26 protein-coding genes and 3 tRNA genes are annotated in these 24,548 nt (G+C 55.3%); 15 read left to right on the forward strand and 14 right to left on the reverse strand.

Annotated elements, in window-relative coordinates; genetic code table 11:
* Positions 1-77: transfer RNA gene (locus AC3WK5_RS27265), tRNA-Arg, on the forward strand.
* A 72-nt stretch (positions 78-149) separates the two neighbouring features.
* Positions 150-226 (forward strand) — tRNA-Arg (locus AC3WK5_RS27270).
* Between the two features lie 19 nt (positions 227-245).
* On the opposite strand, the gene AC3WK5_RS27275 is transcribed toward AC3WK5_RS27270, so the two are convergent.
* Positions 246-758 (reverse strand): cell envelope protein SmpA, encoded by a 513-nt coding sequence (locus AC3WK5_RS27275; protein ID WP_103318658.1) that lies wholly within the window; start codon positions 756-758, stop codon positions 246-248.
* A gap of 320 nt (positions 759-1,078) precedes the next feature.
* Here AC3WK5_RS27275 and mgtE point away from each other — a divergent pair, with 320 nt between their 5' ends.
* On the forward strand, positions 1,079-2,521 hold the full coding sequence (gene mgtE / locus AC3WK5_RS27280; protein ID WP_054593610.1) for a magnesium transporter: 1,443 nt from the start codon (positions 1,079-1,081) through the stop codon (positions 2,519-2,521).
* 165 nt (positions 2,522-2,686) lie between these two features.
* Here mgtE and AC3WK5_RS27285 read toward each other — a convergent pair whose 3' ends face one another.
* Positions 2,687-3,013 (reverse strand): Arc family DNA-binding protein, encoded by a 327-nt coding sequence (locus AC3WK5_RS27285; protein ID WP_003178899.1) that lies wholly within the window; start codon positions 3,011-3,013, stop codon positions 2,687-2,689.
* 388 nt (positions 3,014-3,401) lie between these two features.
* Here AC3WK5_RS27285 and phnN point away from each other — a divergent pair, with 388 nt between their 5' ends.
* The 3 genes from phnN (at position 3,402) to AC3WK5_RS27300 (ending at position 4,850) form a co-directional block, all read left to right on the forward strand.
* Positions 3,402-3,986: a phosphonate metabolism protein/1,5-bisphosphokinase (PRPP-forming) PhnN gene (gene phnN / locus AC3WK5_RS27290; RefSeq protein ID WP_054593609.1), complete on the forward strand. Its 585-nt coding sequence runs from the start codon at positions 3,402-3,404 to the stop codon at positions 3,984-3,986.
* Between the two features lie 123 nt (positions 3,987-4,109).
* A tRNA-Arg gene (locus AC3WK5_RS27295) sits at positions 4,110-4,186 on the forward strand.
* A gap of 172 nt (positions 4,187-4,358) precedes the next feature.
* A complete protein-coding gene (locus tag AC3WK5_RS27300; protein WP_103318662.1) occupies positions 4,359-4,850 on the forward strand; it encodes a hypothetical protein in 492 nt (163 codons plus the stop codon).
* Here the strand turns inward: AC3WK5_RS27300 and AC3WK5_RS27305 are convergent.
* Complete coding sequence (locus AC3WK5_RS27305; RefSeq protein WP_103318665.1) at positions 4,813-5,460, reverse strand: recombinase family protein; 648 nt, start codon at positions 5,458-5,460, stop codon at positions 4,813-4,815. The genes AC3WK5_RS27300 and AC3WK5_RS27305 overlap by 38 nt on opposite strands.
* Before the next feature lie 219 nt (positions 5,461-5,679).
* Between AC3WK5_RS27305 and AC3WK5_RS27310 the strand changes: the two genes are divergently transcribed.
* Positions 5,680-7,005, forward strand: a complete 1,326-nt coding sequence (locus tag AC3WK5_RS27310; protein ID WP_158248922.1) for an AAA family ATPase — start codon at positions 5,680-5,682, stop codon at positions 7,003-7,005.
* A gap of 8 nt (positions 7,006-7,013) precedes the next feature.
* Positions 7,014-7,919 (forward strand): DUF4435 domain-containing protein, encoded by a 906-nt coding sequence (locus AC3WK5_RS27315; protein ID WP_103318669.1) that lies wholly within the window; start codon positions 7,014-7,016, stop codon positions 7,917-7,919.
* An 18-nt stretch (positions 7,920-7,937) separates the two neighbouring features.
* Here AC3WK5_RS27315 and AC3WK5_RS27320 read toward each other — a convergent pair whose 3' ends face one another.
* The 7 genes from AC3WK5_RS27320 to AC3WK5_RS27350 are packed head-to-tail and all read right to left on the reverse strand — an operon-like array spanning position 7,938 to position 11,039.
* Positions 7,938-8,522, reverse strand: a complete 585-nt coding sequence (locus AC3WK5_RS27320; RefSeq protein WP_103318672.1) for a tail assembly protein — start codon at positions 8,520-8,522, stop codon at positions 7,938-7,940.
* 5 nt (positions 8,523-8,527) lie between these two features.
* Positions 8,528-8,881 (reverse strand): hypothetical protein, encoded by a 354-nt coding sequence (locus tag AC3WK5_RS27325; protein ID WP_103318674.1) that lies wholly within the window; start codon positions 8,879-8,881, stop codon positions 8,528-8,530.
* Between the two features lie 54 nt (positions 8,882-8,935).
* Positions 8,936-9,778, reverse strand: a complete 843-nt coding sequence (locus AC3WK5_RS27330; protein ID WP_103318677.1) for a hypothetical protein — start codon at positions 9,776-9,778, stop codon at positions 8,936-8,938.
* A complete protein-coding gene (locus AC3WK5_RS27335) occupies positions 9,775-9,996 on the reverse strand; it encodes a hypothetical protein (protein WP_103318678.1) in 222 nt (73 codons plus the stop codon). The genes AC3WK5_RS27330 and AC3WK5_RS27335 overlap by 4 nt, the downstream gene beginning before the upstream one ends.
* Positions 9,983-10,402: a hypothetical protein gene (locus AC3WK5_RS27340; protein WP_103318681.1), complete on the reverse strand. Its 420-nt coding sequence runs from the start codon at positions 10,400-10,402 to the stop codon at positions 9,983-9,985. Before AC3WK5_RS27340 ends, AC3WK5_RS27335 begins: the two co-directional genes overlap by 14 nt.
* Positions 10,399-10,815 carry a DUF5681 domain-containing protein gene (locus AC3WK5_RS27345; protein WP_103318683.1) on the reverse strand — a complete coding sequence of 139 codons (417 nt, stop codon included), beginning with the start codon at positions 10,813-10,815 and terminating at the stop codon, positions 10,399-10,401. The genes AC3WK5_RS27340 and AC3WK5_RS27345 overlap by 4 nt, the downstream gene beginning before the upstream one ends.
* On the reverse strand, positions 10,812-11,039 hold the full coding sequence (locus AC3WK5_RS27350; protein WP_103318685.1) for a hypothetical protein: 228 nt from the start codon (positions 11,037-11,039) through the stop codon (positions 10,812-10,814). Before AC3WK5_RS27350 ends, AC3WK5_RS27345 begins: the two co-directional genes overlap by 4 nt.
* A gap of 1,074 nt (positions 11,040-12,113) precedes the next feature.
* Between AC3WK5_RS27350 and AC3WK5_RS27355 the strand changes: the two genes are divergently transcribed.
* The 5 genes from AC3WK5_RS27355 to AC3WK5_RS27375 all read left to right on the forward strand — a co-directional run bounded on the left by AC3WK5_RS27355 (position 12,114) and on the right by AC3WK5_RS27375 (position 19,896).
* Entirely contained in the window at positions 12,114-13,115 is a 1,002-nt protein-coding gene (locus AC3WK5_RS27355; protein WP_256585276.1) for a fimbrial protein, read from the forward strand.
* 1,557 nt (positions 13,116-14,672) lie between these two features.
* On the forward strand, positions 14,673-16,277 hold the full coding sequence (locus AC3WK5_RS27360) for a tetratricopeptide repeat-containing response regulator (RefSeq protein WP_103318687.1): 1,605 nt from the start codon (positions 14,673-14,675) through the stop codon (positions 16,275-16,277).
* Complete coding sequence (locus AC3WK5_RS27365; protein WP_103318690.1) at positions 16,274-16,966, forward strand: sensor histidine kinase; 693 nt, start codon at positions 16,274-16,276, stop codon at positions 16,964-16,966. Before AC3WK5_RS27360 ends, AC3WK5_RS27365 begins: the two co-directional genes overlap by 4 nt.
* 228 nt (positions 16,967-17,194) lie before the next feature.
* Positions 17,195-18,436, forward strand: a complete 1,242-nt coding sequence (locus AC3WK5_RS27370) for a glutamine synthetase family protein (protein ID WP_177474887.1) — start codon at positions 17,195-17,197, stop codon at positions 18,434-18,436.
* Between the two features lie 71 nt (positions 18,437-18,507).
* Complete coding sequence (locus AC3WK5_RS27375; RefSeq protein WP_103318694.1) at positions 18,508-19,896, forward strand: MFS transporter; 1,389 nt, start codon at positions 18,508-18,510, stop codon at positions 19,894-19,896.
* A 56-nt stretch (positions 19,897-19,952) separates the two neighbouring features.
* Here AC3WK5_RS27375 and AC3WK5_RS27380 read toward each other — a convergent pair whose 3' ends face one another.
* The 4 genes from AC3WK5_RS27380 to flgA all read right to left on the reverse strand — a co-directional run bounded on the left by AC3WK5_RS27380 (position 19,953) and on the right by flgA (position 22,550).
* A complete protein-coding gene (locus AC3WK5_RS27380) occupies positions 19,953-20,699 on the reverse strand; it encodes a flagellar brake protein (protein WP_103318696.1) in 747 nt (248 codons plus the stop codon).
* Between the two features lie 95 nt (positions 20,700-20,794).
* Complete coding sequence (locus AC3WK5_RS27385; RefSeq protein WP_103318699.1) at positions 20,795-21,262, reverse strand: flagella synthesis protein FlgN; 468 nt, start codon at positions 21,260-21,262, stop codon at positions 20,795-20,797.
* 48 nt (positions 21,263-21,310) lie between these two features.
* The gene (gene flgM, locus AC3WK5_RS27390; protein WP_103318762.1) at positions 21,311-21,637 is read right to left on the reverse strand and encodes a flagellar biosynthesis anti-sigma factor FlgM; all 327 of its coding nucleotides are present in this window, start codon (positions 21,635-21,637) and stop codon (positions 21,311-21,313) included.
* 151 nt (positions 21,638-21,788) lie between these two features.
* Positions 21,789-22,550, reverse strand: coding sequence for a flagellar basal body P-ring formation chaperone FlgA (gene flgA, locus AC3WK5_RS27395; RefSeq protein ID WP_103318701.1), 762 nt, complete (start codon positions 22,548-22,550; stop codon positions 21,789-21,791).
* 81 nt (positions 22,551-22,631) lie between these two features.
* Here flgA and AC3WK5_RS27400 point away from each other — a divergent pair, with 81 nt between their 5' ends.
* On the forward strand, positions 22,632-23,564 hold the full coding sequence (locus AC3WK5_RS27400; RefSeq protein ID WP_103318704.1) for a chemotaxis protein CheV: 933 nt from the start codon (positions 22,632-22,634) through the stop codon (positions 23,562-23,564).
* A 45-nt stretch (positions 23,565-23,609) separates the two neighbouring features.
* On the forward strand, positions 23,610-24,437 hold the full coding sequence (cheR, locus tag AC3WK5_RS27405; RefSeq protein ID WP_054593598.1) for a protein-glutamate O-methyltransferase CheR: 828 nt from the start codon (positions 23,610-23,612) through the stop codon (positions 24,435-24,437).
* Positions 24,438-24,548 lie beyond the last annotated feature (111 nt).

Raw genomic sequence — 24,548 nt, forward strand, 5'->3', positions numbered from 1 at the left:
GCACTCGTAGCTCAGCTGGATAGAGTACTCGGCTACGAACCGAGCGGTCACAGGTTCGAATCCTGTCGAGTGCACCATTTAAGGGTTGTTTGCAGTAATGCAAGTAACCTGGCTTCAACCAGTTGTGATCTGGTCTAAAAACACAAATTGCACTCGTAGCTCAGCTGGATAGAGTACTCGGCTACGAACCGAGCGGTCACAGGTTCGAATCCTGTCGAGTGCACCAAACACCAAAAAGCCTGCGTCTAACGCGGGCTTTTTGCTGTCTGGGATTTGCCTTTTACGCATCCCTTCTCATCGAACACGATTTGCGCGCTTCGACCTTTCTTGCTGTCGTAGCGATAATTCGTCGTCGCGTTTCGAATGCTGACCTTGTCAGGTTTACCTAGCGCACTTTCAACGTCCTGCTGGCTCATGCCGGGAACGATCCGCTGATTGATGATCGCTTCGCGACGCTCCTTGGCGCTGAGCACGTTTGCGCATTTGTCATTCATTTGGCCGATAACGACCGGATCTCTCGGTGTGCTTTTAATTCCTGATGTTTCCTGGTGGTTGGTGCCGGGGAGTATTGCCTCGAATTTGAAAACGCTTGGGTTGTAAATGTTCTGTCGCGACAGTGCCTCTCCAGGAGGGCAGCTCAGCGTCGTGTAAGTGATACGGCCCTCAGCGTCTTCACATCGATGCACAGTCATTGCAGTGGCCTGTAGAGGCGGGCAGAGCAGGGTGATCAACAGGGCTGTGAGTGTTTTCCTGGGCATTGGGCGTCCTCCATGACGGTCACGATCAAGGGTAGTCAGTACATTTCTCGGTGGGGGTGTGTTTTCTTTTCAGGATGAGTCGTCGCAGTTTCAGGGACGCGGACAGCGCTCGGGTTTATCTCGCAAGCGCTTGTTTCAGGCTGGTTTTTTTAACGTTTAAAACCCTCATGCGGTGTATGATTGCGCCCGTCAGCCCCGCCGGGGCTTGTGGAATACCTCCATGGACTTACCCAGTAGTTGCTCAGTACCCCGTTTTACCAATCATGAATTGACTGATTGATCCTTCCGGCGTGCCCCGCTGCTGGGAGTGGAGTTCGCCTATGACCGAAGTTGAAGTAAAGAAAACGCAAGAAAGCCTGCAAGACCGCCTTGCTCAAGTCGTTGAGCTGCTGCATCGCCAGCGAGTGGTCGAAGACCTGACTCATCGCCAGGAAGGTCATCATCACGACCTGGTCGAGAATCTGGTCCACCGGCAAAACCTCGTCGAGTTGCAACGCAAGCTCGATGATTTGCACTCCGCTGACGTTGCCTACATTCTTGAAGCCTTGCCGCTTGCCGAGCGTCTGACTGTCTGGCAGTTGGTCAAGGCCGAGCGCGACGGCGACATCCTGCTTGAAGTATCCGACTCGGTTCGTGAAACCCTGATCGCCGACATGGATGATCACGAGCTCCTGGCGGCGGCCAAGGAGATGGACGCCGACGAACTTGCTGACCTGGCCCCCGAGCTGCCGCGAGACGTCGTCCACGAGCTGATGGAAACCCTTGATAGCCAACAGCGTGAGCGCGTTCGCTCCGCGTTGTCCTATGACGAGGAACAGGTCGGTGCATTGATGGACTTCGAGATGGTGACGATCCGCGAGGATGTCAGTCTTGAAGTGGTTCTGCGTTACTTGCGTCGCCTCAAAGAGCTGCCAGGCCATACCGACAAGCTGTTCGTGGTTGACTACGATGGCGTGCTCAAGGGTGTGCTGCCAATCAAGCGACTGCTGGTCAACGATCCAGACAAGCAGGTTTCGGAAGTCATGGCCAGCGATCCGGTGAGTTTTCACCCGGATGAAGACGCCTACGATGCCGCACAGGCTTTTGAACGTTACGACTTGATTTCGGCCCCGGTGGTCGACAAGAACGACAAACTCATTGGTCGTCTGACCATCGACGAGATGGTCGACCTGATTCGTGAAGAGAGCGAAAGCGAAGTTCTCAACATGGCGGGTCTGCGTGAAGAGGAAGATATTTTCGCGTCAGTCTGGAAATCCTTGCGCAACCGCTGGGCCTGGCTGGCGATCAACCTGATTACCGCATTTGTTGCATCGCGGGTAATCGGTTTGTTCGAAGGTTCTATCGAGAAGCTGGTGGCTCTGGCAGCGTTGATGCCGATCGTTGCCGGTATTGGCGGTAACTCCGGCAACCAGACGATTACCATGATCGTTCGTGCGATGGCGCTTGATCAGGTCAGTACCGGTAATACCTCGCGTCTCATGCGCAAGGAGCTGGCGGTTGGTTTGATCAATGGCCTGGTCTGGGGTGGGGTAATCGGCGTGGTGTCTTACATGCTGTACGGCAGTTGGTCGCTGGGCGTGGTGATGACTGCGGCCATGACCTTGAACCTGTTGCTGGCGGCGTTGATGGGGGTTTTGATTCCGATGACCCTGGCGCGCTTTGGGCGCGACCCGGCGATGGGCGCGAGTGTCATGATTACGGCCATGACCGACAGCGGTGGCTTCTTCATCTTCCTCGGGTTGGCGACAATCTTCCTGCTCTGAGTTTCTAGTGTGCGGTCTTGCTCAAGCCAGCAGGCCGCGCACCTTCATTTTTCAATCTATTAGCGTTATGTCGATGGCAACTGAGCTTGCCGTTGAGTAGGTTATTGGCTGAATTTCAGGCAAAAAAAAGCCAGCACATGGCTGGCTAGAGCTTACGGGATGCAATCAGGAGGCGTCTGCGGCCATTTCAGCGTCGTGGGCAATCAGCGAAACCAGTGCGTTTTGCTGGCGGTGGGAGAGTTGACGGAAACGTTGAAGCAGTTCGCGTTCGTGCAATGACAGCTCGGGGCTGTCCAGGCGCATGCTCAATTCTTCTCCCAGCGCGCCTTCCTGAATAAGACTCTGCTCAAGACGGGCGATGATCTCGGAATTCATGCTGCGGTGATGATTGCGAGCCACCTCGGCAATGCGTTCACGCATCCCGTCTGGCAGACGTACGACGAACTTGTCAGCCGTACGGCTGGAATAAATTGCCTGTTTCAATGGGCGCATATATTTAACCGGTTAGTTCAGGGGAGCGGTTCTCGGAATTGGCCGCAGGATGTCATGTAGGACAAGCCTCGTCGCCAAATGTTCAACCTGAATTGATATGAGGCCCGCATCATGCCTCAAAATTGCCAGATCATTGGCGTCAATTCTGTGACAAATATTGAACTGGAAGCAGGCGTTATGCCAGCACCAATTATCAGAAATGCGGACTGGTTTGAAAACACTTACCGGGCCCGTACATCTGACCGCGTCCTCTTTGCCCGACAGGTGCGTGCTTGGGCGCCCCTGAGCGTGCATGTTATGCGGATACGATCTTCGTTCCTTACAAAATACAGAATAGTGGCAAATGGCCGATTTACTAGGGCGAGCACGCAATGGAGGTGATATAGGGATGCACGGCAGACTTATTTATTTGATGGGGCCGTCCGGCTCCGGCAAAGACAGCCTGATCGATGCGGCCCGCGACTCTTTGCTTGGCCTTGATTGCGTTGTGGTGCGCAGGGTGATTACCCGGTCGGCTGAATCGGTCGGCGAAGACGCTTTGAGTGTTTCCAGGGAGCAATTCGCTCAAATGAGGCACGAAGGCGGTTTTGCACTGTGCTGGCGGGCCAATGGGCTGGATTACGGCATTCCGGCAGAGATCGATAGCTGGTTAAGTGACGGTCGCCATGTGCTGATCAACGGCTCAAGAGGGCATTTGTCTGAAGCCATGGCACGTTATCCGTCGTTGTTGCCCATAGTGCTGACGGTAAAAACCGATGCCCTGCGCAAGCGTCTTGAGCGGCGAGGGCGCGAGAGCGCTGAGGAAATCGAAGCCCGACTTGAGCGCAATGCTCTGTTTTTAATGGACGCCGCTCAGGAAGATCCGGAAGGGATCTTTCGGTTGGACAATTCTGGCGAGCTTTCCACTGCCGTCGACAATTTGCTGGCTCTATTGGTGCAAGAGGGTATCAGCGCAAAAGCCGATCGAATCTAAGCCCGTGATCGAAGCTGGCGTTTGCCTACACTTAATAAGCCTTACAGACGACATGACAAAACCGGGCCTGCCCGTTAACATGCACGCCGTCCATCGCGCCGCATATCCTTGCGGCCGGCATGTGTCTCAGTAGCTCAATTGGATAGAGCATCCCCCTCCTAAGGGGAAGGTTGGCAGTTCGAACCTGCCCTGGGACACCATATAAATCAAGCCCTCCAGCGATTTAAGCTCTCAACATCAAAACCTCATGGGTGCATGGTGGGTGCAAATGAAAGCCGATTGCCATTAAAAACCCACTGATAATTTTCGAAGTGGGTTTTTTTATGGGCGCGGGGCTATCCTTTCGATACAAAACTGATCGAGGCAAAAAGCATGGAGGCGGTTACTGTTGATACCAACGTTCTACCGGTTCTCGACTTGGCTCCAATCGCCGCTAGTGCTGGCTATAAGCTGGAAGTCGTATCAGTTACCAACAGAGAATTAGCCAATACGGATTTGGCAGCAGGGGCCGCCACCTTGGGCGAGACACCCGAGACTCTAGTTTTAAGCGAAAGCTATTTCGGCATGGCTGTTTTAGGGGACCTGAGTCAGTTCTTCGATTTTGAGAAAATTCTGGCCATTCTCTCGAGCAATGGCTTCCCCAGGAATCGTGAAACGCTTACGGCCCGACAGCGCAATCAGCTCCGAGACGCAATGATCCTGCAGTCTCACATCCGATCAGGCAAAAAAATATTTGTCAGTAACGATAGTCGCGGCTTCGTGAAGAACGGTCGACGGGAGGTTTTCGAGAATCTTTTTGGGATCAGAATATTTACTAAGCCTGAGTTCATAGAGCATTGCGAGGAGGTAGCACGCTCTGTGTAACGGGGGTATCCCTGATGCGAAGCACGGTTGTGGTGGAGCATTGGGCGTGTCGAGCTGTTGCTCGGATGCCTAACCCGGCGTTTAGCAGCTCCTTAACTCTCCTATGTAGGTCCTCGTCTATCGGCCGCCCCTGGTATTTGCCAGCGGCTTTGGCCTTCTCGATACCCTGAGCCTGGCGCTCACGACGTTGCTCGTAATCCTTGCGAGCGATGGCGGCCATCATTTCCACAAGCATCGAGTTAATGGCGCCCAGCATCCGCCCGGTGAACTCGTCGCCTTTGGTGTCCTGCATTCCCTGGTGACTCGTTGGCAGGTCGAGCGCGACGATGCGCAGCCCCTTGGAGTCAATCGCAGCCTTGAGCTTCTGCCAATCCTCCACAGGAAGGCGTGAGAGGCGATCTATCGACTCCACCAGCAACACGTCACCCTTGCGCGCATCTTTGAGCAGACGCAGCAGCTCAGGCCGGTCTGCGGTCGCACCGCTGGCATTCTCCAGGTACACACTGGCGATAACCTTGTTGTGGTCGCTAGCGAATTGCTCGAGCGAAGCCCGGGCGCGGCCGGCATCCTGCTCTTCGGTCGATGCTCGGAGGTATGCGCGGATGAACATGATGGGTGCCTGTATCAGTTAGGGTGTTCTCCTAACACTGTTTCACTTTGGGTGTTACTTATCAAGCGAAAAGGCTAAAAAAGGCGGAATCTGCCCGTATCTGGATAGGCATACCCTTGGCTGCTCTGTGGGGAGTCTGTACAGTTATGAGCAATGTGCTGACTATTAATTGGAATGGTTAGTGGGCTTCGTAATTTTATAAAGTCACGGAAGAGCAATATGATAATAAAGAGTTTTTCGGCGCGTAAAGTACATGATTTTTATGATTATAATTTAAAGTTTCAGTCGGATATAAGTTTTTTAGTTGGGGATAACGGAACAGGGAAGACTACTGCGCTAAGGCTAATGCAGGCTGCGCTGTCAATTGATGTTGCGACTTTGCTGGAGATTAAGTTTAGTAGTCTGAAAGTTGAGGTCGAAAAAGATGGTGAGGAGTTCGTGCTTTCAATAAATACCTCTCCAGAGAAATTGCTGTTCAGGCTTAATGGTGAGGAGGTTCCTTATGTTCTTAATTCTACTTTTAGAACGTCTGGTAATCGGATGGTTGAAACGATTAGCTCTAATGGGCGTGTTACTCGTCACCACGTTGAAGATAATAGGCAAGACGTCATTCGATCTGCTGGGCCATTAATGCAAAAATTTTTGCGTGGGTCGCGGCCTATGTTTTTAGGATTGGAGCGACGATTAGGGAAGTATCAGGAGGACCATTTTCCTGAAGAGGTTTACATGGATGATGGATCAATAAGAGCTAGGGTGCAGCGCAAGGAGGTTCTAGATGGACTGGATAACTGTCAGCGACTTGTTCAAAGTGCTTACAAACAGTATCGTAGGGCAAGCGACGGTAGGCTAGATCGCTTGCTTAATATTATTGTGGAGTCTACGTTTGAGTATATTGAGCTTGAACCAGGTTTTTTAGATAATCCAAATGCTAGAGCATATTCGGAAATGTCCGACCTCCAAGAGCGGCGGCAAGAACTGGAGAAGTTTGCACGTGATTTGGGAGGATCTGAAAAAGCGACTGTCCTGATAGAGAAATTTTTTGAAAAAATGGTTGATGTGGCTGTAAATGATAACGAGTCTGGTGGCGCTTGGAGTTTAGAGTGGCTACTCAACATGGCTCAAATTCGTCGCATACAAAAAGTTTTGGCAGAAATGGACAGGCAGAAAAGGTCTGCCGAGAGATTTTATGCGCCGATAAAAGAGTTTTGTGACACTATTAATGAGTTTTTCCGTCATTCACGTAAAGAGTTAACTGTCGACTCTTTAGGTAAGATAAAGGTTACGCAGAATTCTACGCCGGTAGAGTTGGAATTCCTCTCTTCGGGCGAAAAGCAGTTATTGATTTTGATTGCTCATGCCCGCTTTGGCTCCAGTAAAAGAAGCGCTTTTGTGGTTGATGAACCCGAAATATCCCTTCATATGCGCTGGCAAGAGATGTTGGTCGATGCCCTGTTAAAGGGGGGGAAAAATAACCAATTCATTTTTGCTACCCATTCACCAGAGATCGTAGGGTATCACGTCGACAACTGCATTCGTTTGGGCTGAGGTGTGCTATGGAAAGAAGTAAAGCCGCTAAATTTGCTACCTCGGTTTTTTACGAAAGCTTCAATGATTTTGATGTTTATATTGAAGACACTGCACCTGGTTATGGGAAAATCTTTGCTGCTATGTTTTCGAGAGCTATGTCAAGCAGTATAGCTCTTGACAAGGTTTTTCCCTTGGGGGCGCGAGTTGATGTAATAGCCGCCGCCAAAGCAAGGCAAGCGGCAGGGGGGGCGAGACCTGCTGTTTATATAGTTGACGGAGATTTGTATATGTTGGCGGGCGAGCGCGAAGCGCTCCCTGGAAACGTTGTAGTTCTTCCTCGATACTGTATTGAAAATTTTTTACTCGATGAAGTTGCTTTTGTCGAGATAATGGATGAGGAGCATTGTGATTTAGCCTCGGAGGAGTTAAAGGGGCGATTTGATTTTGAAGGGTGGTTTGACCGTTCAACAGCGTCGTTGTGTTCGTTGTTCAGAGTATTTGCTGCTGCACATTTTTTGCGCTCAGGTGTCGCAACTGTATCGCGTGGCTACGGCTCAATATGTAATGGTCAAACTGGGGAGGTTGACTCTGAGAAATCAAAAAGTATCGAGGATGAAATTTTAGAGGGGCTGAAGCTCTATCATGGTGAGGGGGAAGTTAATCGTGCACTAGCTTACGTTGATGCTAAAGTAGATCCGGAGAAGTGTTTTGTTAGAACTTATGTTTCAGCTAAAGATTTCACCCTTCCGTTGATAGTGCTAAAAATGAAATCTGTAGTGCCTGCAAAAATGCCCCACGTCAGCCTTAAGATGCGTATGTCTAAAAAATGCAGCGTGGAGCCTTTGTCTGATGTTGTGAGGCAAATCAGTCGTGTAATAAATATGCCCCATATTATTCCCTCTGAAGCTGAGCTCGACTCTAGATCAGCATAGAAAAGTTAGTCTGGAGGACTACATTCGGTCCTCCGAATAAATCGCAGCGCTGATAATCGCCCCCCCCCAGCGGCGTTTGCCGATGCAAAGCGGTACCGGGTTGCCGGATGCTGTGGTGTTGCGGGCTGAGCCAAACGCGTAGCCCGGCGTATTTTCCGGGGCTGCGCTGGTCTTCAAACCTTTTGGTTGGGGGCTGAGCATTTGAATAACGCCGCCGGCGACCATGGCAATACCAGGTGCGAGTGTCGCTCCATTGGTAAACGGACTGGCGATAATCAACGCGACACCAATGATGGTCTGCAGAAGCCCGGCGCGCTTACTGCCGCAAACCACCGGCACAATGCGTATTTCCTTCGCGCCGCCCAGCGCCAGTTCCTTTTCGTCGACGTTCCTACGGTTTCGAAAAATCGCAAACTCAAGCCCCATCTGTTTCGCGGTTGCGAGATACCGTGCGAAGCCTGGATGGTTTACGTCGATCGCCTTTACCGCCTCGCGCACGTCGCCGGTCGACAGTTCGTAGGTGTGCTCACGCCCGAACAGCTTCGCTGCCGAGCCGCTGAGTAAGATTCGAGTTTTGCTGCCGTAGTTGGTGGCCATTGCCATCGCTTTTACTCCAGTGCGCTCGTGGCGCTGTTGGTGGGTACTTTCACGCCCAGGCGAATGGCGAGCAGGGATCGAGACATACGGGCCTGATCGAATGTCACCTGTTCGCGCCGTGGGTCGTAGTTCCAAATCCGGTCATAGATCACCTGGTAAGCCCTGGCACCACGGAACGCCCCGCGCAGCAGCTCGGCCGAGACCCGAGCTTCGTCCTCGGTGAAGAACGGACCGTCAATCGTCACCTTCTGGCCCTCTCGGACGTGCTGAACATCCCAAACGACGTACCCGCCAATCATCTGGTCATGGTTCGCGAACTCGGAGGTCTTGCATGCCTCGGCGAAGCGTTCTTGGTAGGTGGTCACGGTGTGCTCCTGCGCCCTAGGTGGTCGTGCATCGACGACCACGGGGCGCACTAATTAGGCTGCTTCAGGTTCTTCAGTGGCGGCGGCATCTGCTTTAGGCTGAGGGCGTGCAGGCAACTTGCCGAGCCATTCACGCAACGCCTCAGAACCATCACAACCCGACCGCCACTTTTCAAAGCGACTGGCATAACCGGCAGAGTTTGCAACGAGGCCGCTGAGCGAGACGCCGACTTGAGAGGTGGTCGTCAGCACGTCGTCATAGACGGCCAGCATTTGGCGCAGCGCCTCCACGTCGTCAGCACGAGAGGCCGCGATCCCAGCTCGGGACAGGCCGGCGGCCGATTCTGCGTTGAGGCCGGAGAGCATCGGGTTTGCTCGCAAGACGGCCTCTACGATTTCGGGATGATTGCCGAGGCGCGCTTCGGCCATCAGGTTACGACGGTCGTCGGTGCTCAGGCCTCGAACGAGGGTGCGAAGCTCCTGGTCAGCCAGGAAGCCGACGATGTCGGTGTTGGCGCGTTGGCTGACCGGTGAGAAGCCCCGAGTGACGGTTTCAGCCAGGGTGGACATATCTTTGGCGACAGTTTGCATGGCTGGAAGTAGGGCGGCCGTCAGACCTTCAATCTTCTCCTTGCTCAGGCGCTCAATGGCGGCCGCATTGAAGTCCTTATTGGCGCGGATCGAGATGATGTCTTCCCCGGCGTCTTTGAACGTCTCCAGGGCGAGCATCTGGAGTTTGCGAGCGGACTTCATCAGCCCACCAGCTTGCCAAGTACCTTTGCTGCCGTCTGCTTGCTGGACTGAGAAGGTGCGCGACTCGATTTGCGAATGGTCGTATTCGGAGTAATGGACGTTGGTCAGGCCAACGCGGAGAACTGCTCTTTTACCAATCTTCATTGGGATACCTTTTGGTTGTATGGGCCTTGATCGGGCCTGTGTGGGTGTTGGGTGTCGTTGAAAATCTCGTCGAGAGAGATTTCCCCTCGTGGGCTTCCACCGCCGGCGGCCGCGGCGCTCAACTCGTCCATCAGGTCGCTGATTTCTCGCACGTCGTTGTTGAGCTGAGTGCTACCGGTCTGTCGCCGCAGCTTGGCGATCTGGCTACGGATGCTCATTGCGAGCCTCGATGATTTGACGGTATTGGTCGGCCACGTAGTCCGACAGGCTGATGCCCTCAGGTGGTCGCTGTAACTGCCAGGCGCCTGCTGGCGGGAATGGCTGCATATCCATAATGCCGACCTGATACGGGCGGCTCGGGCGCTCAACATCGATTACGTGCAGGATCATCGCCCTGGCCACCTCTTCGGCTTCGGCGCTGTTCATCTCGCAGAAGGGAAAGTAGAGCGATACGTTCAGACCGTTGATGCGGTAGTTGACGATGTGGCCGACGGTCTCAGGCAGGTCCATGGGCATCGTGCTGGCATTCACGACAGCCAGCACGATCAGCACCACCATCTCTTCGTCGATGCCCATCTTTTCGGCAATGCGTTTGATCTCGGCTTTCAACGCTTTCAGGCTCATCGCTGCATTCCCTCCATCTGCTCGCGGAGTTCTTCGACGGCCTTTTGCAGTTCGGCAACCTCGATCACCCGGGCGACAGCGCCCAAGCCTTCAATGAGTGATTTGCCCTGGTCGGGCGCAATCTGGCCGGCAGCAACGGCGCGCAGGATTGAGCGGGCGGCGCTGGGCAGGTCGGTGTCGTCGAGTTCGAATTGCACGGGCTCGGACGTCGGCTTGATCGGCGGCACCAGGCGCTCAAGGATCAACCGGCACGCCTGCATATCACCGCCTTTTGCGGCCTCAAGCACTTTCGTGGTGACGGCTGTTGCACCCTTGGCCAGCTTGGCGCGAATGGCCTGAGTTTCTCCAGAGCGGCCGCCAGGATTGCCGGATTGGCCGGGCTTCCATTTGCCCGATTTGTCGCGATCAGTCATGCGGTAGGGGATTCCATGGCAATGACCGGCTTGTTTTCAGCAAGGGCGATCAGCAGCGCGGATGCTTGAACGCTTCCCTTGGCGGCGGCGTCTCGAAGTTGACCCCAAGCCGCAGCAACTTCAGAACGGGTTGGTCTGTGCTGGCGTCCTCGGGCGGGCTTGGCTGTGTTCATCAGGTGGCCTCGAATGGGTTTTGAATGGCTCAAAAAACTCACATTAGGCATGATCTGATCATTTATCCAGTGCTTTATGGGTGCACATAAAGTGCTACACGTAACCGGATTAAATGGGACTGAAATAGTTGGTTTGCAGCGGATCGAGGAGGGCGTTTTTGTTGCAGTAAGTCAGAGGTAGGCAAAGTGATACAGGGCCGAGTTTTCGGCTCAGTCGTCCACCTTCAACCTGAGGAAGTTGGTCGGATCTCAAATCCATCCAACCCCCAGTGGGGGATGAATCCGATGCAGGAGCGAGCAGGGGCTAATCCCCAATTTGAGGAATATCCACCGTTGGTGGGAATTGGCTTGAAGTCCGATTTCCGGACAACGACCTGACCTCCCATTTCGGTAGGGCAGGTATCGCGACACGTTTCGCGAATTCTGAAAACGTGTCGCGGAAAAGATGCCACGGATTTTCGTGTGATCTCGGCCAGGCTGATGCAGCCGAATCTGGATGATCCCCCGCTGGGGAAGTACCCCTGATCGGTGGGATTTTCGAACCACAGAGAAATCCTAGGTAGTTCGCCCTTTCGCCAAAGGGTTTTTACGATCTGCTCGTAAAACCAGCCGGGATGCAACTGGGAGGGCGTTATTCCGAACGGCACCCGGTAGATGCGGGATTTTCCCGTATCACAAGCCGCCGTTGTGACGCACTTAGATTCCCTGTTTCCGGGTAGGTAGTTAGGGCAAAGTGAGGAAATCCCACTTTGCTCCGGATGGCTCAAATGTGAGCCATGGTCACATTTACCACCTGCTCCAGCCTGCTGTCAGGCCTGGCTAACGTTAGATAACGGTGGGTTAACGTTATGAGTGGAGGACGACTCCACACTTTTGCGGAGTCGGCCAATTCGAAGCACGAGATAGGCGAAATGTTTCGCCGATTTCCCTATTTTCGCGATATTCATCTGCTACTCCATTCAATGGTAGATCACTTGGTCTGCCTTAGGAGGTATCGGTGGGTATATTGCCTGGATGCAAAGTAGTTAAGCGCGCGGTAATGCACTCAGATTTGAGGGGATTAGGATTGCAGCGTTCGACGTTTTAAGAAGTGTCTTATGTGCACGGCCTTTAGCGATCCCTAAGATGATCGCCCCGCTATTCTGTATCGATATCAATATGAAACTTTCAAGAATGCAGAGCCGACTGCGCCCTCTGCTGAGCGTCGCTGCCGTAATGGCGATTGTATTTTCATCGGAAGCACCTGCGGACTGCCACTTCTACAGCGGCTACAAGACCATCACCATGAACTACGGGAGCAAACTGACGGAAGGCCTGACAGTCCCTCAGGATGCACCCATCGGCACTGTTATTTACCAGGAGATCATTAGCGCGGAGTATCAGCGGTTCAATTGTGGCGCCCCGACACTCTATGGCTTTGTCCTGAACCCGGCACTGGGTAGCGTGACCAGCGGCAGTACCTTTCCTTTGGGTAAAACTGGGCTCTCATTCCGAATAGGCGACGACATAGGGTACCTAGAGGCGGCGCGCATGGACCTTTATAAGGACCCAAACTGGAGTGTGCCCGCCACTGATTACCGACTTGAAATCATCAAGTCGAGTGAATTGGCATCGGAAAACAGTGTTCCCGCTGGCTATCTGGGCCAATACCAAGCCGGTAGCGCAGTGTTTAACAAATTTTATCTGATCAATCCCATTATCCTAAATACGGCCTCCTGCCAGACCCCGGCAGTGTCGGTTCAAATGGGCGACGACTATCGCCTGGACGAATTCAACAAGAGCGGCGATACCCCTCGGACGATCAAATTCAACCTCGCCTTGAACCAATGCCAGCGCGGTATCAAAAAGGTGACCTATTCACTTAAGGCCACCACCCAGGTCATCGACGCGCAAAAGGGCATCGTCGCACTGAGCGCCGGCTCGACGGCCAAAGGCATCGGTCTGCAACTGATGAACGAGGCAGGACAACCTATCGCGCTGGACACTACCTACCCGTTCGACGGGTTCAACACCACAGGCACAAGCTTCAACATACCGCTGTCCGCCGCTTACTACCGCCTGGCCGGCAGCAAACTGGAAGCCGGCACCGCGAACACCGAAGTAACGTTCATCGTGAATTACCTGTAACGAGCTAAGGGCCGATAGCAGCGATTGCTTTTTGTCTGCTTCACGTCCAGCACCTGATGTGCTCAGATTTGAGCACACCGACGATGGCCCAGTTTTGGACCATCCCCACTTTCGGATTTGAAATCCAGAAGGGGCAGATTTGAGATCTGTAGTGGTCAACTAATCCCGGACACGACGTTAAGTTTTTTCTCGGCGCGGGCTGGCGCCACACCAGCCGTGATTGGGGCCGGTACAACAAACTCCCGCAATATATCGGAGTGTCGGGTTGCTCGAGCATCGCTTGTTTGCAGGTTTGTGAGCCTGGTTGTTTGCTGACTGACTCCTGCTCCTGCGTCAGGCTAAGCCCCTGAACCGTCCGAATTGCTCGCCGTCTTCCTGCAACATCGACACGGTACTGCGGCTGCCAGCGGTGCTTCGTCTTTGCGTGAACTGCTGGTCGACTCGACTGTGTAACGAGATGGTCGCCCCCGCGCCCTGTGAGGGCTACGCTTTTGCAGGGTGACTCTGGATTGCATTGGATCACTACACTTACCGATATCCACTAGCGTTGCGCATGGACGGTTCGCGATGATTCATCAAGGAAAGAAAGGCGTGAGGGTGCATCGCTGCCTCGCCGGTAGTGATGCGGGCGACACTTATACTGGGCAGGCCTATGGAGATGATGTGCCCTGCGGATCGTGTGGCGGAAAGCATCCCATTTACGAGACGCAACAGGTCTACGAGGTAGCGCGAACGATCGTCGACTGTATCATCGGCGGGCCAACTATGATGCTCGGAGTCCTTCGCTCAAACGATGGGCAATGGGTTGCCGCCTGTTCGCCGGCTGATGGAACACCAGGCTACAACGCCTTCCGAGGAGCTCTCACAGGCCATCACAAGCGCTTCCTTCCAGCACTGGTGATAGCGGGAAACATCCCGGATGACGGCAGCAGGTCATTTGGCGGTCTCCCTCTGGCGGCGAGCTTCATTCGCTCATGCACTGTGCAGAATGCACCCATTGCTGGTCGATGCGCCGCACCCAAGCTTGTTCATTATGCTATTCGTCTCTCGCTACCCCGGCCTTGGACAATGTCGGAGGTGCTGTACGACCCCGCAGGGAGTAACCCGAATTACACCGACTACCTGACGGCTCCCTCGTGCGCGACATGCGGTGTTCTCTTGCCACAACTACTTTGCCCATTAAAGGCAAGCGCGACACTCAAAGAGTTCACCGGCCTTATTCGGAATTCCTGGGGAGGCTCTTGGTAGGTTGTGGGCGGCATTTCGGCAAGCTGACCATCGCGCATTGAGCCACTGTGGACTATCCGCATTACTACAACGATATCGAAACCGCCCCGTTCAGAATCACCTGGCGGGGCTTTTTTGAGACTTTTCCACGGCTTATTTGCAACGCTCCCACTAAACCCACAATTGTTTGCCAACACCTATAAGGGAACGCCACAACTGGCCGATAACCCGATGGGCCGTTGTCCTGCGCGACGCCCCTATGGGCGGCGAAGTTGAGCTGGCCCCTGCATTTGTCTTTGGGTTCATCTTCTTAATTGCCTGGAATCTTCGATGCTGGCGTACCACCAAAAAAGCTTTTTGATCGTCGATGATTTCTCGGATTTCCGTAGTTCGGTCAGGTCGATGTTGCGTGAGCTGGGTGTCAAGGATGTCGACACTGCCGACACAGGTGAGGTGGCGCTGCGCATGTGTGCGCAGAAGCGCTACGACTTCATCTTGCAGGATTATCACCTTGGCGATGGCAAGAAGAACGGTCAGCAGGTGCTTGAAGACCTGATGGTCGAGAAGCTGATCAGCCATGAAAGCGTGTTTCTGATGGTCACCGCCGAGAGCAGTCAGGCGATGGTGCTTAGTGCGCTTGAGCATGAGCCGGATGCGTATCTGACCAAGCCTTTCAACCGCGCTGGCCTGGCCCAGCGGCTGGAGCGACTGGAGCAGCGCAAGACGTTGCTCAAGCCGATTCTGCAGGCGCTGGATCGGGGTAAGCCGGTTGAAGTCCTGAATGCCTGTATCGAGCTGTGCAAGCAGGACCCGCGCTATTCGCCGCTGTGCCTGCGTTACCGTGCCGATGCGTTGCGCGACATGAATCAGAATGAGGCGCTGGAGCGCTTGTACAACAGCATTCTGGCGGATCGTCCATTGCCTTGGGCCTATGTCGGTCTGGGGCGATTGATGTTCAAGCGTGGCCAGATCGCTCAGGCAAAAGTCGTCTACGAAAAGGCGCTAAAGGCTTTCCCGATGATGCCGGCGTTGTATGACGGACTGGCCGATGTGCTGGTTGCTGAAGGCGACACCAAGGCTGCGCAGAATGTGCTGGAAGAGGCTGTTCGCCTGTCGCCATTGGCGGTGCGCAGGCAATCGTTGTTGGGCAAGTTGGCGATGACCAACGAAGACTTTGAAGGTGCGGCGAAAGCCTATCGCCAAGCGGTCTCCCAAGGCGCGCAGTCACGTTTCAAAGACCCTGAAAGCAATCTGGGCCTGGCTCATGCGCTCATCAGTAAAGGCAGTGAAAAAGGCCTGGATACCCGCACTCGACTGGAGATCAACCAGACCCTGAGTGCCGTTGCCAAGGAAAACATCAACGATCCGGGGCTGCAGATCCGGGCGCGCTTGATGAAAGCCACCAGCCTGCTGCTCAACGATGCCGAAACTGCTGAGAAGCTGACGGAGCAAGCACTGGCCCGTCTGGATGGCATGGAGCAGTTCATGAGCGCCGAAGCGGCGTTGCTGGTCGCCAAGCAGTTGAAGATGCTGGGGCAGACTGACGCCGGTAATTCGATGTTGAAAAACTGCGCCGAGATTTACGGCGACGACCCGGTGGTGATGCAAGGCATTGCCCAGCAGACCGACGACCCGGCGATTCTCAACTCCGGCAACGCGGCGGCAGATCTCAACCGCCAGGGCGTGCGCAGTTACAAGGCGGGCGCGTTGCCCGAGGCGCGGGAGCTTTTTCGCGGTGCGCTGTTGTTGCAGCCGAAGAACATCAGTATTGCCCTCAATATGGCGCAATCGCTGTTGCACGGGGCTGATGCCAGCCTCGATTCAGCGCTGCTGGAAGAGTGCCGTACGTGCCTGAAAATGGTGGGCATGATGCCCGAGAGCGATGCGCGTTATCCGCGTTATCAGAAGCTGCGAAGCAAGGCGTTTGGCGAATGAATGATGTTGACGAGGGGCTCGACTTTTCCACGGTGATCGCCTCCACCGTACACGACATGAAGAACTCTCTGGCGTTGCTGATGCAGGCCCACGGACAGTGGCTTGCGCGCTTGCCTGCGGCTCAGCAGCACACTGCCGAGCAGGGCGTGATCGACTATGAGTTCGCTCATCTGAACGGCATGCTGGTGCAGTTGCTGGGGCTCTACAAGCTCGGCGTCAACCAGTTGCCGTTGCGTCCGGACTATCACGAACTGGACGATTTCATCGAAGCGCAGTTGGCGGCTCATCAGGACGTGTTCAAGAGTCGCGGCATTGTCGTGACTTATGAGATCGATCCCTTGAGCCCTCTCGGATTCTTCGACCGGGAGCTGATTGGAACGGTATTGGCCAATGCGATCAACAATGCCATTCGTCATGCCAGGCATTCGCTATTGATCAGCATCGGTGAGGAAACCGGGCAGTTGCTGTTGTCGATCAATGACGACGGCGAGGGTTTCCCGGCCCAGATGATCGAACGTCAGGCGGATTACGTACAGGGCATCAATCCGGCCAGTGGCAGCACCGGCCTGGGTCTGTACTTCGCTGCGCGTATTGCACAACTGCACCAGCGCAGCGGCGTGCACGGGCGCACTGAAATCCGTAATGGCGGCCCGTTGGGAGGCGGGTTGTTCAATCTCTACCTGCCCTGATATCCGCCACGGCACGCAGCATTTTTGTAGGACATTTTTATGTCCCGGTGCTTGATATTCCGAACAGCTGGTGCCTATTTTGTACATGTCGCCGTTCGCGGCTTGCACAACTTCAAGGATAGAGTCATGACGACCGATGGCCAGCGTTCACTCGCACAACGATTGACGGGCATTGATGAGATTGAATGCGTCACCCCGGATCTCAATGGCGTGCCGCGTGGCAAGGTCATGACCGCAGAAGGATTCCTTGAGGGGCGGCGTTTGCAAATGGCGCGTGGCGTGCTGCTGCAATGCATCATGGGCGGTTATCCGCCGGCACGATTTTACGGCAGCGACGACGGCGACCTGGCGCTCAATGCCGATCCGAAACAAATTCACCGTTTGCCCTGGAGCAAGCAGCCCCGCGCGTTGGCCATTTGCGATGCCGATGAGTTGAGCGGGGAAAGCTCGCGTCTCTCGACTCGCGGTCAGTTGAAAGCGGTGATCGCCCGTTATGCCTCCCGTGGTTTGGCGCCCGTGGTGGCGACCGAGATGGAGTTCTTTGTTTTTGCACCGAACACCGACCCGACCCAACCTTTCCAGCCGCCGGTTGGACTGGACGGACGTCGCGAGGAAGGTCATTCGGCATTCAGTGTCAGCTCCAACAACGGATTGCGCCCGTTCTTCAACGAAGTCTATGAATGCATGGCAGCCCTGGGTTTGCCGCGCGATACCTTCATGCACGAGATGGGCGTCAGTCAGTTTGAAATCAATCTGCTGCACGGTGATCCGCTGCTGCTGGCCGACCAGACATTCCTGTTCAAGCATCTACTCAAGGAAGTCGCGCTCAAGCACCACCTGACCGTGGTCTGCATGGCCAAACCACTGGCGCATACGCCGGGCAGTTCGATGCACATTCACCAGAGCATCGTCGAGGTGGGCACGGACCGAAATGTGTTCAGCGATGACGCTGGACAGCCGACTGCAATCTTCCGTCATTTCATCGGTGGCCAGCAGGCAGGGATGGCAGATTTCACGGCGTTGTTTGCGCCGAACGTGAACTCTTACCAGCGTCTGTGCCATCCTTACGCATCGCCGAATAATGCCTGCTGGTCTTATGACAATCGGGCGGCGGGTTTGCGGATTCCAGCCAGCTCGCCAGAAGCGCGTCGGGTCGAGAACCGTCTACCGGGCGCGGATGCCAACCCGTATCTGGCGATTGCCGCCAGTCTGGCGGCCGGGTTGTATGGCATTGAAAACGAACTGGAGCCGACGCCGGCCATTCAAGGCCAGTTTGAAGTGCCGGACAGTTTGTCGTTGCCGTGTACCTTGCATGCTGCTCTTGAGCGTCTGACACGTAGCCAATTGGCGAAGGAACTGTTTGGCAAGGAGTTCATCGAAGGCTACATCGCTTCGAAGACCATGGAGTTGAGCAGTTTTCTTGATGAAATCACTCCCTGGGAGCGGCGTGTTTTGGCCGCCCAGGCCTAACCGATTCGTCGCTGTCGGGCTATCGTTGTCGGTAGCCCGGTACTCACTGCAAGGAGCCGCTCGGAACGCCGATGCGCCAAATCCTGAAATCCTTTCGAGCGCTTTATTTCGCCTCGCTGATGATGTTGATCGGCTCGGGCCTCCTCAGTACTTACCTGGGCTTGCGCCTGGCAGCGGACCATGTCGACAGTCTGTGGGTCGGGGCGCTGATGGCGGCCAACTATTTCGGCCTGGTGCTGGGCGGAAAAATCGGTCACCGGTTGATCGCACGGGTCGGTCATATCCGGGCCTACTCGGCCTGTGCCGGTATCGTCGGTGCGGCGGTGCTGGGGCACGGTCTGATCGATTGGCTACCGGCCTGGCTGGTGCTGCGGATGGTTGTTGGTCTGGGCATGATGTGCCAATACATGGTCATCGAGAGCTGGCTGAACGAGCAGGCCGAAGCCAAGCAGCGCGGGCTGGTGTTCAGCGGCTACATGATCGCTTCGTACCTGGGGCTGGTGCTGGGCCAGTTGATTCTGGTCATGCACCCGTCCCTGGGGCTGGAATTGCTGATGCTGGTGGCGTTGTGTTTTGCGCTGTGCCTGGTGCCGGTCGCGCTGACGCGGCGGATTCACCCGGCGCCCTTGCACCCGGCGCCGATGGAGCCGCGCTTTTTCATGAAGCGGGTTCCGCAGTCTCTCAGTACGGTGCTCGGCGCTGGCCTGATCGTCGGTTCGTTCTATGGTCTGGCGCCGTTGTACGCGTCCCAGCAAGGGCTTTCCACTGAGCAGGTCGGTCTGTTCATGGGTAGCTGCATTTTTGCCGGGTTGCTGGTGCAATGGCCGCTGGGCTGGTTGTCGGATCGTTATGATCGGGCGCTGCTGATTCGCAGTTTTGCCTTTTGCCTGGCGCTGGCAGCGTTGCCGTTGGCGATCATGCCGCAGGTGCCGCTTGAGGTGCTGTTTATCGCTGGCTTCGCCTGCTCGCTGGTGCAGTTCTGTCTGTACCCGTTGGCGGTGGCGTTTTCCAACGACCACGTCGAGGGTGATCGGCGGGTATCGCTGACCGCCATGTTGCTGGTGACCTACGGTGTGGGGGCGAGCATCGGTCCGCTGGTGGCGGGTGTGCTGATGAAGTTGTTTGGCAGTCAGATGCTGTACGCGTTCTTCAGTTTCTTCGCAGTGGTGCTGGTATGGCGCATCCGGCCGAAAGCGGTGACCAATCTGCATCAGGTGGAAGATGCGCCACTGCATCACGTGGCGATGCCGGACAGCATGTCGAGTTCGCCACTGGTGGCAGCTCTCGACCCGCGGGTCGATGAGCAGGTCGTGCATGACCAGATGCAAAATGGCGCGAGCCCTGATCCGGATCCTGAGCAGGATGCAAAGTCCGAAGCTCAGGACACCGACAGCGCTGATGAACAGACTGATGATCCGGGGGCGGAGCGCCCGAAAAGCTTTACCGAGGCCAGGCCTTAGGGCAAAAAAAACGGGCAGTCACCGCAAGGGACTGCCCGTTTTTTCAAGCGTCTGGATCAGATGTCGTCTTTGTCGAAGCGGCGCGCTTCGCGTTGCAACTGATAGACGAAGCGCTCGACCTGACGCTGCACCAGCCCGCTCATGTTGTGAAAGCGTACGCCGGCGAAGGTGGTATCGATTTTCTCTTCGTGATGCAGATAACGCAGCTCGACCGGTGCGGTCATGCTGCCGAAGGGCAGGGCGGCGATGAAGCGTTCATAAACCTGACCCAATTGAAGTCCGCTGGTGATGTCGCCATCAAAGCGCAGCTTGCAACCTGTCGCAGAGATATCCAGCAGTTTGCCACTGATGGGCGTCTTGAGCTTTTCGCCACCGAGTTCGATGTTTACCAGTTGTGCCAGTTTCAAGGCTGCGCGAAACGCATTGCGACGCTGGTGGTAAACCACTTCATCGGGCAGCGTGCCACGGTAGCAACGGCCACCGTTGGACTCGTCGATGGTCAGTGTGCCGTTGCTTTCCCAAGCAATACGTACGCCTTCATGAAAGCCTTCAACCCGAAAAGCTTCGCCGGCAAGCAGGAAGCGTTCACCATCGCGGGGGATCATTTCGTCCAGGGCGATCATGTTGCTGTCGCGATCGATATCGATCAGGTAGCTCTGAAATCGCTGGCTGCGTTCATGGAACGTGATGATCAGGGGATCATGGCTCTCTTGCAGCATCCGCAGGTTGCCGGTGATTTCCAGCGGGGTGCTGAGCACCTTGGGTGGCTGCGGAGCATCTTCCGCGCTTGAGGCGTTGAACACGGTTTATCAATCTCCAGACAGAATACGATCACACGCAAAAGCTAGCATTCTGCCAGCATGTTTCGTGCCTTGATAGAGCACGCTTATTTATGAGTTCAAGCCTGACTGAGCGCGCGGGGCTTCGCGAGCATGGAGGTTGATCCGCGGGCGTCATAAAGCGCTGGAGGCTCGCCACCGTTAAGTATTTTCAGCTGATTGGCGGTGGTGGCTTGTTGCACCTGGATCGAGCGGCCATTGAGCTCGTTGGCGGCTTGGCAATCTGTAAGCAGTTGGGTCAGCGTATCGCTTTGGGTCAGCAGCTGATCGCCGATACTTGAGTGAGCGGCGAACTGCTCCAGACCTGCGCGGCTGGCAGGAAGGTTCAGGCTCGCGAGAATTTCACTGCGTTTGCGCCCATGCTGTTCCAGCAGAATGATCAGTGCCTGTTTCTGCGCCAGAATATCCTCGAGCAGCGGCATGTCACGGCCGTGCAGGGCGAGGGATTCGGTCTTCAGCAGCTCCAGCAATTGTTGAGCTGGAGCAAAGTCATCGGTGATCAGTTGCAGTAAATTAGTGTCGTGCATGGCTGGCCTTGGGTTTTAAGCGTCCAAAAGCCTGGCGCAGGCCTTTGGCTAGCGCTGGGCTTCGAAGTTGAGCAGTTTGCTGGCTACACGGTTGCTGTCGACCTTATAGCTGCCATCAGCAATCGCTGCTTTCAACTCGGCCACGCGGGCATTGTCGACGGCAGGCTGATCGCGCAGCTTGTCAGTGATCTTCTGCAACTGTTGAGCCTCATTGCTGAGGTGTACCGATTCCCCGCTTTGGGTCGCACCGGCCTGTTCGGTCGAAGTGCTCAGCGGCGCGGATTTGCCGGCATCGCCGGTGTCCTTGCTGACGCTGGTCCGCGTGCTGCTTGCGAGCGTGGGGGAGCTGTTTAAACGGCTGAAATCGATGACCATGATAAAAAAACCTCTGGGAATTTGGACGCTTGCCATGTTTTCGGCCATGCCCGGGAAAACTTTAGGCTCAATAGTCGATGAGCCCGGGCGCGTCGGTATTTGCCCTGCGTGAGGCACAGTTTAGGGAACAGGACGGTTGTGCGCCAGTTATCTACATGGAGACTTCCACCTGCCCCGGGGCCATGACTTGCGCCTTGATGACCCGTTGGGAGTTGAGGTTTTTGACTCTGATCTGTTCGTTAAGGCCGCCATTGGACAGCGCTTCACCCGGCATCCGCACGCTGAGCGTGCCGCTGCGGGCGGTGATGACCACCTGATCACCCTTGCGCACGACTTCTGCCTGCTCCAGATGGACGAGGGTAACTACCTGATCGCTGACCATTGGTCGGACAAGTTTTTGTCCGATGGCTTGATCGACGTTTGTCAGATATCCCTGATTGATCAGGCTGATATCGCGCTCACGCAACATGACATCCGAAGGGTCGATGATTCCGGCTCGTTTGAGGGGGCGGGTGGTCGTGACGACCTCGCGAAACAGGCGGACTTGAGCGGGTACGAAGACTGTCCAGGGGGAGACGCCATCGCAACGGACTTTCACTGTAACCCGGCCCAGAGGTATCGCGGGGCTCTCCAATGTCGCTGTCAATTCCCTGTCGCACGCCGGCATGTGCATGCGCGGGTCGAGCTTGTTGACTTCGATTTCGTAGCGCCCTGCGGTTTGACTGGTGGCCAGATAGTCTTCTACGGTGAATTCAAGAAAGCCCTGAGTGACGCCGATAAGTAGATCAGGCAAGGTAACCGGGTCAGCAAAGGCAGGGCTGCCAACGTTCAACAGGCATACGGCTGACAGGGCGCCGAAGAATTTACGGCACATTGATGTCAGGCGTCGGGAAAATGTCGTTTTTGTGTTCATGGCAGTTAAAAAGCAAGCGCCGTGCCGTTTAGTGATGAATGTGCGTCGCAACACACTTAGCGTTGGTGTAGGAGTCTGGGCATGGCTGGTGTAATGGATTCGGTTAACCAGCGCACGCAACTGGTAGGGCAGAATCGCCTGGAGCTGTTGTTGTTCCGTCTCGACGGCCAGCAGCTTTACGGGATCAATGTGTTCAAGGTTCGGGAGGTGCTGCAATGCCCCAAACTGACCCTGATGCCCAAGTCCAGTCCTGTCGTGTGCGGTGTGGCGAATATTCGTGGGGCAACCATTCCGATTCTGGATCTGGCAATGGCGACCGGCTCAGGCGGGTTGCAGGATCAAAGCAATCCCTTCGTGATCATCACGGAGTACAACACCAAGACCCAGGGTTTTTTGGTGAGGTCGGTCGAGCGGATCGTCAACATGAACTGGGAAGAAATCCATCCGCCGCCCAAGGGCACGGGTCGCGATCATTACCTGACCGCAGTGACTCGAGTCGACAATCAGTTAGTCGAAATCATCGACGTGGAAAAGGTCCTGGCGGAAGTTGCGCCGACGTCGGATGCGATTTCGGTTGGTGTGATCGATGCCGATACCCAACACAAGGCAATCTCCTTGCGAGTGCTCACGGTCGATGACTCGTCGGTGGCGCGCAAGCAGATCACGCGTTGCCTGCAGACGGTGGGGGTTGAAGTCGTTTCGTTGAACGACGGCCGGCAAGCGCTGGATTACCTGCGCAAACTGGTCGATGAGGGCAAGAAGCCGGAAGAAGAGTTTCTGATGATGATTTCCGACATCGAAATGCCCGAAATGGACGGCTACACCCTTACGAGCGAGATCCGCAGCGACCCTCGCATGCAAAAGCTCCATATCATCCTGCATACTTCGTTGTCAGGTGTATTCAATCAGGCGATGGTGAAGAAAGTCGGTGCCGATGACTTCCTTGCCAAATTCCGTCCTGATGACCTGGCATCCCGGGTAGTCGACCGGATCAAAGCAGCAGATATCAGCTAGTGGCCTTCGCTCCTGGCGGTCAATACGATTTAAGAGGCGGCATCATTGTCTACGGGTAATTTGGATTTCGAACAGTTCCGGGTCTTCCTGGAAAAAGCCTGTGGCATTTTGCTCGGTGAGAACAAGCAGTATCTGGTGTCGAGCCGTCTCAACAAACTGATGGAACAGCAAGGCATCAAGTCCTTGGGTGAGTTGGTGCAGCGGATGCAGACCCAACCGCGCAGTGGTTTGCGCGAGATGGTGGTGGACGCGATGACGACGAACGAAACCCTCTGGTTTCGTGACACCTATCCGTTTGAAGTCTTGAAGAACAAAGTGCTGCCTGAGTCCATCAAGGCCAGTCCCGGGCAGCGCCTACGGATCTGGTCGGCGGCGTGCTCGTCCGGGCAGGAACCGTATTCGCTGTCGATGTCGATCGACGAGTTCGAGCGGGTCAATATGGGGCAGTTGAAGATGGGGGTGCAGATCGTTGCCACCGACCTGTCCGGGACCATGTTGACCAACTGCAAGACCGGTGAGTACGACAGCCTGGCGATCGGTCGAGGTCTTTCGCCGGAGCGTCTGCAACGCTACTTCGATCCGAAAGGGCCGGGGCGTTGGGCGATCAAGGCACCGATCAAGAGTCGGGTGGAGTTCCGCTCGTTCAACCTGTTGGACAGCTACGCCAGTCTCGGCAAGTTCGACATCGTGTTCTGCCGCAACGTATTGATCTACTTCTCTGCCGAAGTGAAGAAAGACATTCTGCTGCGGATTCACAGCACGCTGAAGCCGGGCGGTTATCTATTCCTGGGGGCTTCCGAAGCGTTGAACGGTTTGCCGGATCATTATCAGATGGTTCAGTGCAGCCCGGGGATCATCTATCAGGCGAAGTGATCGGCCAGTCGTCGGTACTGAAAAAAAATAACGGGAGTCCTCAGGGGCTCCCGTTATTTTTTGCACAACACAATTCCCTCGTAGCAGCTGGCGCAGCCTGCGTTCGGCGCG

It is taken from the genome of Pseudomonas sp. FW306-02-D09B, from assembly GCF_058782685.1.

Bases quoted from the DNA above. Each gene is read 5' to 3' on its own strand.
- AC3WK5_RS27385 (WP_103318699.1), bottom strand. From the start codon at position 21,262: ATGCACGACACTAATTTACTGCAACTGATCACCGATGACTTTGCTCCA.
- flgM (WP_103318762.1), bottom strand. From the start codon at position 21,637: ATGGTCATCGATTTCAGCCGTTTAAACAGCTCCCCCACGCTCGCAAGC.
- AC3WK5_RS27350 (WP_103318685.1), bottom strand. From the start codon at position 11,039: ATGCCTAATGTGAGTTTTTTGAGCCATTCAAAACCCATTCGAGGCCAC.
- AC3WK5_RS27355 (WP_256585276.1), top strand. From the start codon at position 12,114: ATGATCGCCCCGCTATTCTGTATCGATATCAATATGAAACTTTCAAGA.
- AC3WK5_RS27300 (WP_103318662.1), top strand. From the start codon at position 4,359: ATGGAGGCGGTTACTGTTGATACCAACGTTCTACCGGTTCTCGACTTG.
- AC3WK5_RS27400 (WP_103318704.1), top strand. From the start codon at position 22,632: ATGGCTGGTGTAATGGATTCGGTTAACCAGCGCACGCAACTGGTAGGG.
- AC3WK5_RS27335 (WP_103318678.1), bottom strand. From the start codon at position 9,996: ATGAGCATCCGTAGCCAGATCGCCAAGCTGCGGCGACAGACCGGTAGC.
- AC3WK5_RS27345 (WP_103318683.1), bottom strand. From the start codon at position 10,815: ATGACTGATCGCGACAAATCGGGCAAATGGAAGCCCGGCCAATCCGGC.
- AC3WK5_RS27365 (WP_103318690.1), top strand. From the start codon at position 16,274: ATGAATGATGTTGACGAGGGGCTCGACTTTTCCACGGTGATCGCCTCC.
- AC3WK5_RS27275 (WP_103318658.1), bottom strand. From the start codon at position 758: ATGCCCAGGAAAACACTCACAGCCCTGTTGATCACCCTGCTCTGCCCG.
- AC3WK5_RS27305 (WP_103318665.1), bottom strand. From the start codon at position 5,460: ATGTTCATCCGCGCATACCTCCGAGCATCGACCGAAGAGCAGGATGCC.
- AC3WK5_RS27370 (WP_177474887.1), top strand. From the start codon at position 17,195: ATGACCGCAGAAGGATTCCTTGAGGGGCGGCGTTTGCAAATGGCGCGT.
- AC3WK5_RS27285 (WP_003178899.1), bottom strand. From the start codon at position 3,013: ATGCGCCCATTGAAACAGGCAATTTATTCCAGCCGTACGGCTGACAAG.
- AC3WK5_RS27320 (WP_103318672.1), bottom strand. From the start codon at position 8,522: ATGGCAATGGCCACCAACTACGGCAGCAAAACTCGAATCTTACTCAGC.
- AC3WK5_RS27375 (WP_103318694.1), top strand. From the start codon at position 18,508: ATGCGCCAAATCCTGAAATCCTTTCGAGCGCTTTATTTCGCCTCGCTG.
- mgtE (WP_054593610.1), top strand. From the start codon at position 1,079: ATGACCGAAGTTGAAGTAAAGAAAACGCAAGAAAGCCTGCAAGACCGC.
- AC3WK5_RS27360 (WP_103318687.1), top strand. From the start codon at position 14,673: ATGCTGGCGTACCACCAAAAAAGCTTTTTGATCGTCGATGATTTCTCG.
- phnN (WP_054593609.1), top strand. From the start codon at position 3,402: ATGCACGGCAGACTTATTTATTTGATGGGGCCGTCCGGCTCCGGCAAA.
- AC3WK5_RS27340 (WP_103318681.1), bottom strand. From the start codon at position 10,402: ATGAGCCTGAAAGCGTTGAAAGCCGAGATCAAACGCATTGCCGAAAAG.
- flgA (WP_103318701.1), bottom strand. From the start codon at position 22,550: ATGAACACAAAAACGACATTTTCCCGACGCCTGACATCAATGTGCCGT.
- AC3WK5_RS27310 (WP_158248922.1), top strand. From the start codon at position 5,680: ATGATAATAAAGAGTTTTTCGGCGCGTAAAGTACATGATTTTTATGAT.
- AC3WK5_RS27330 (WP_103318677.1), bottom strand. From the start codon at position 9,778: ATGAAGATTGGTAAAAGAGCAGTTCTCCGCGTTGGCCTGACCAACGTC.
- AC3WK5_RS27315 (WP_103318669.1), top strand. From the start codon at position 7,014: ATGGAAAGAAGTAAAGCCGCTAAATTTGCTACCTCGGTTTTTTACGAA.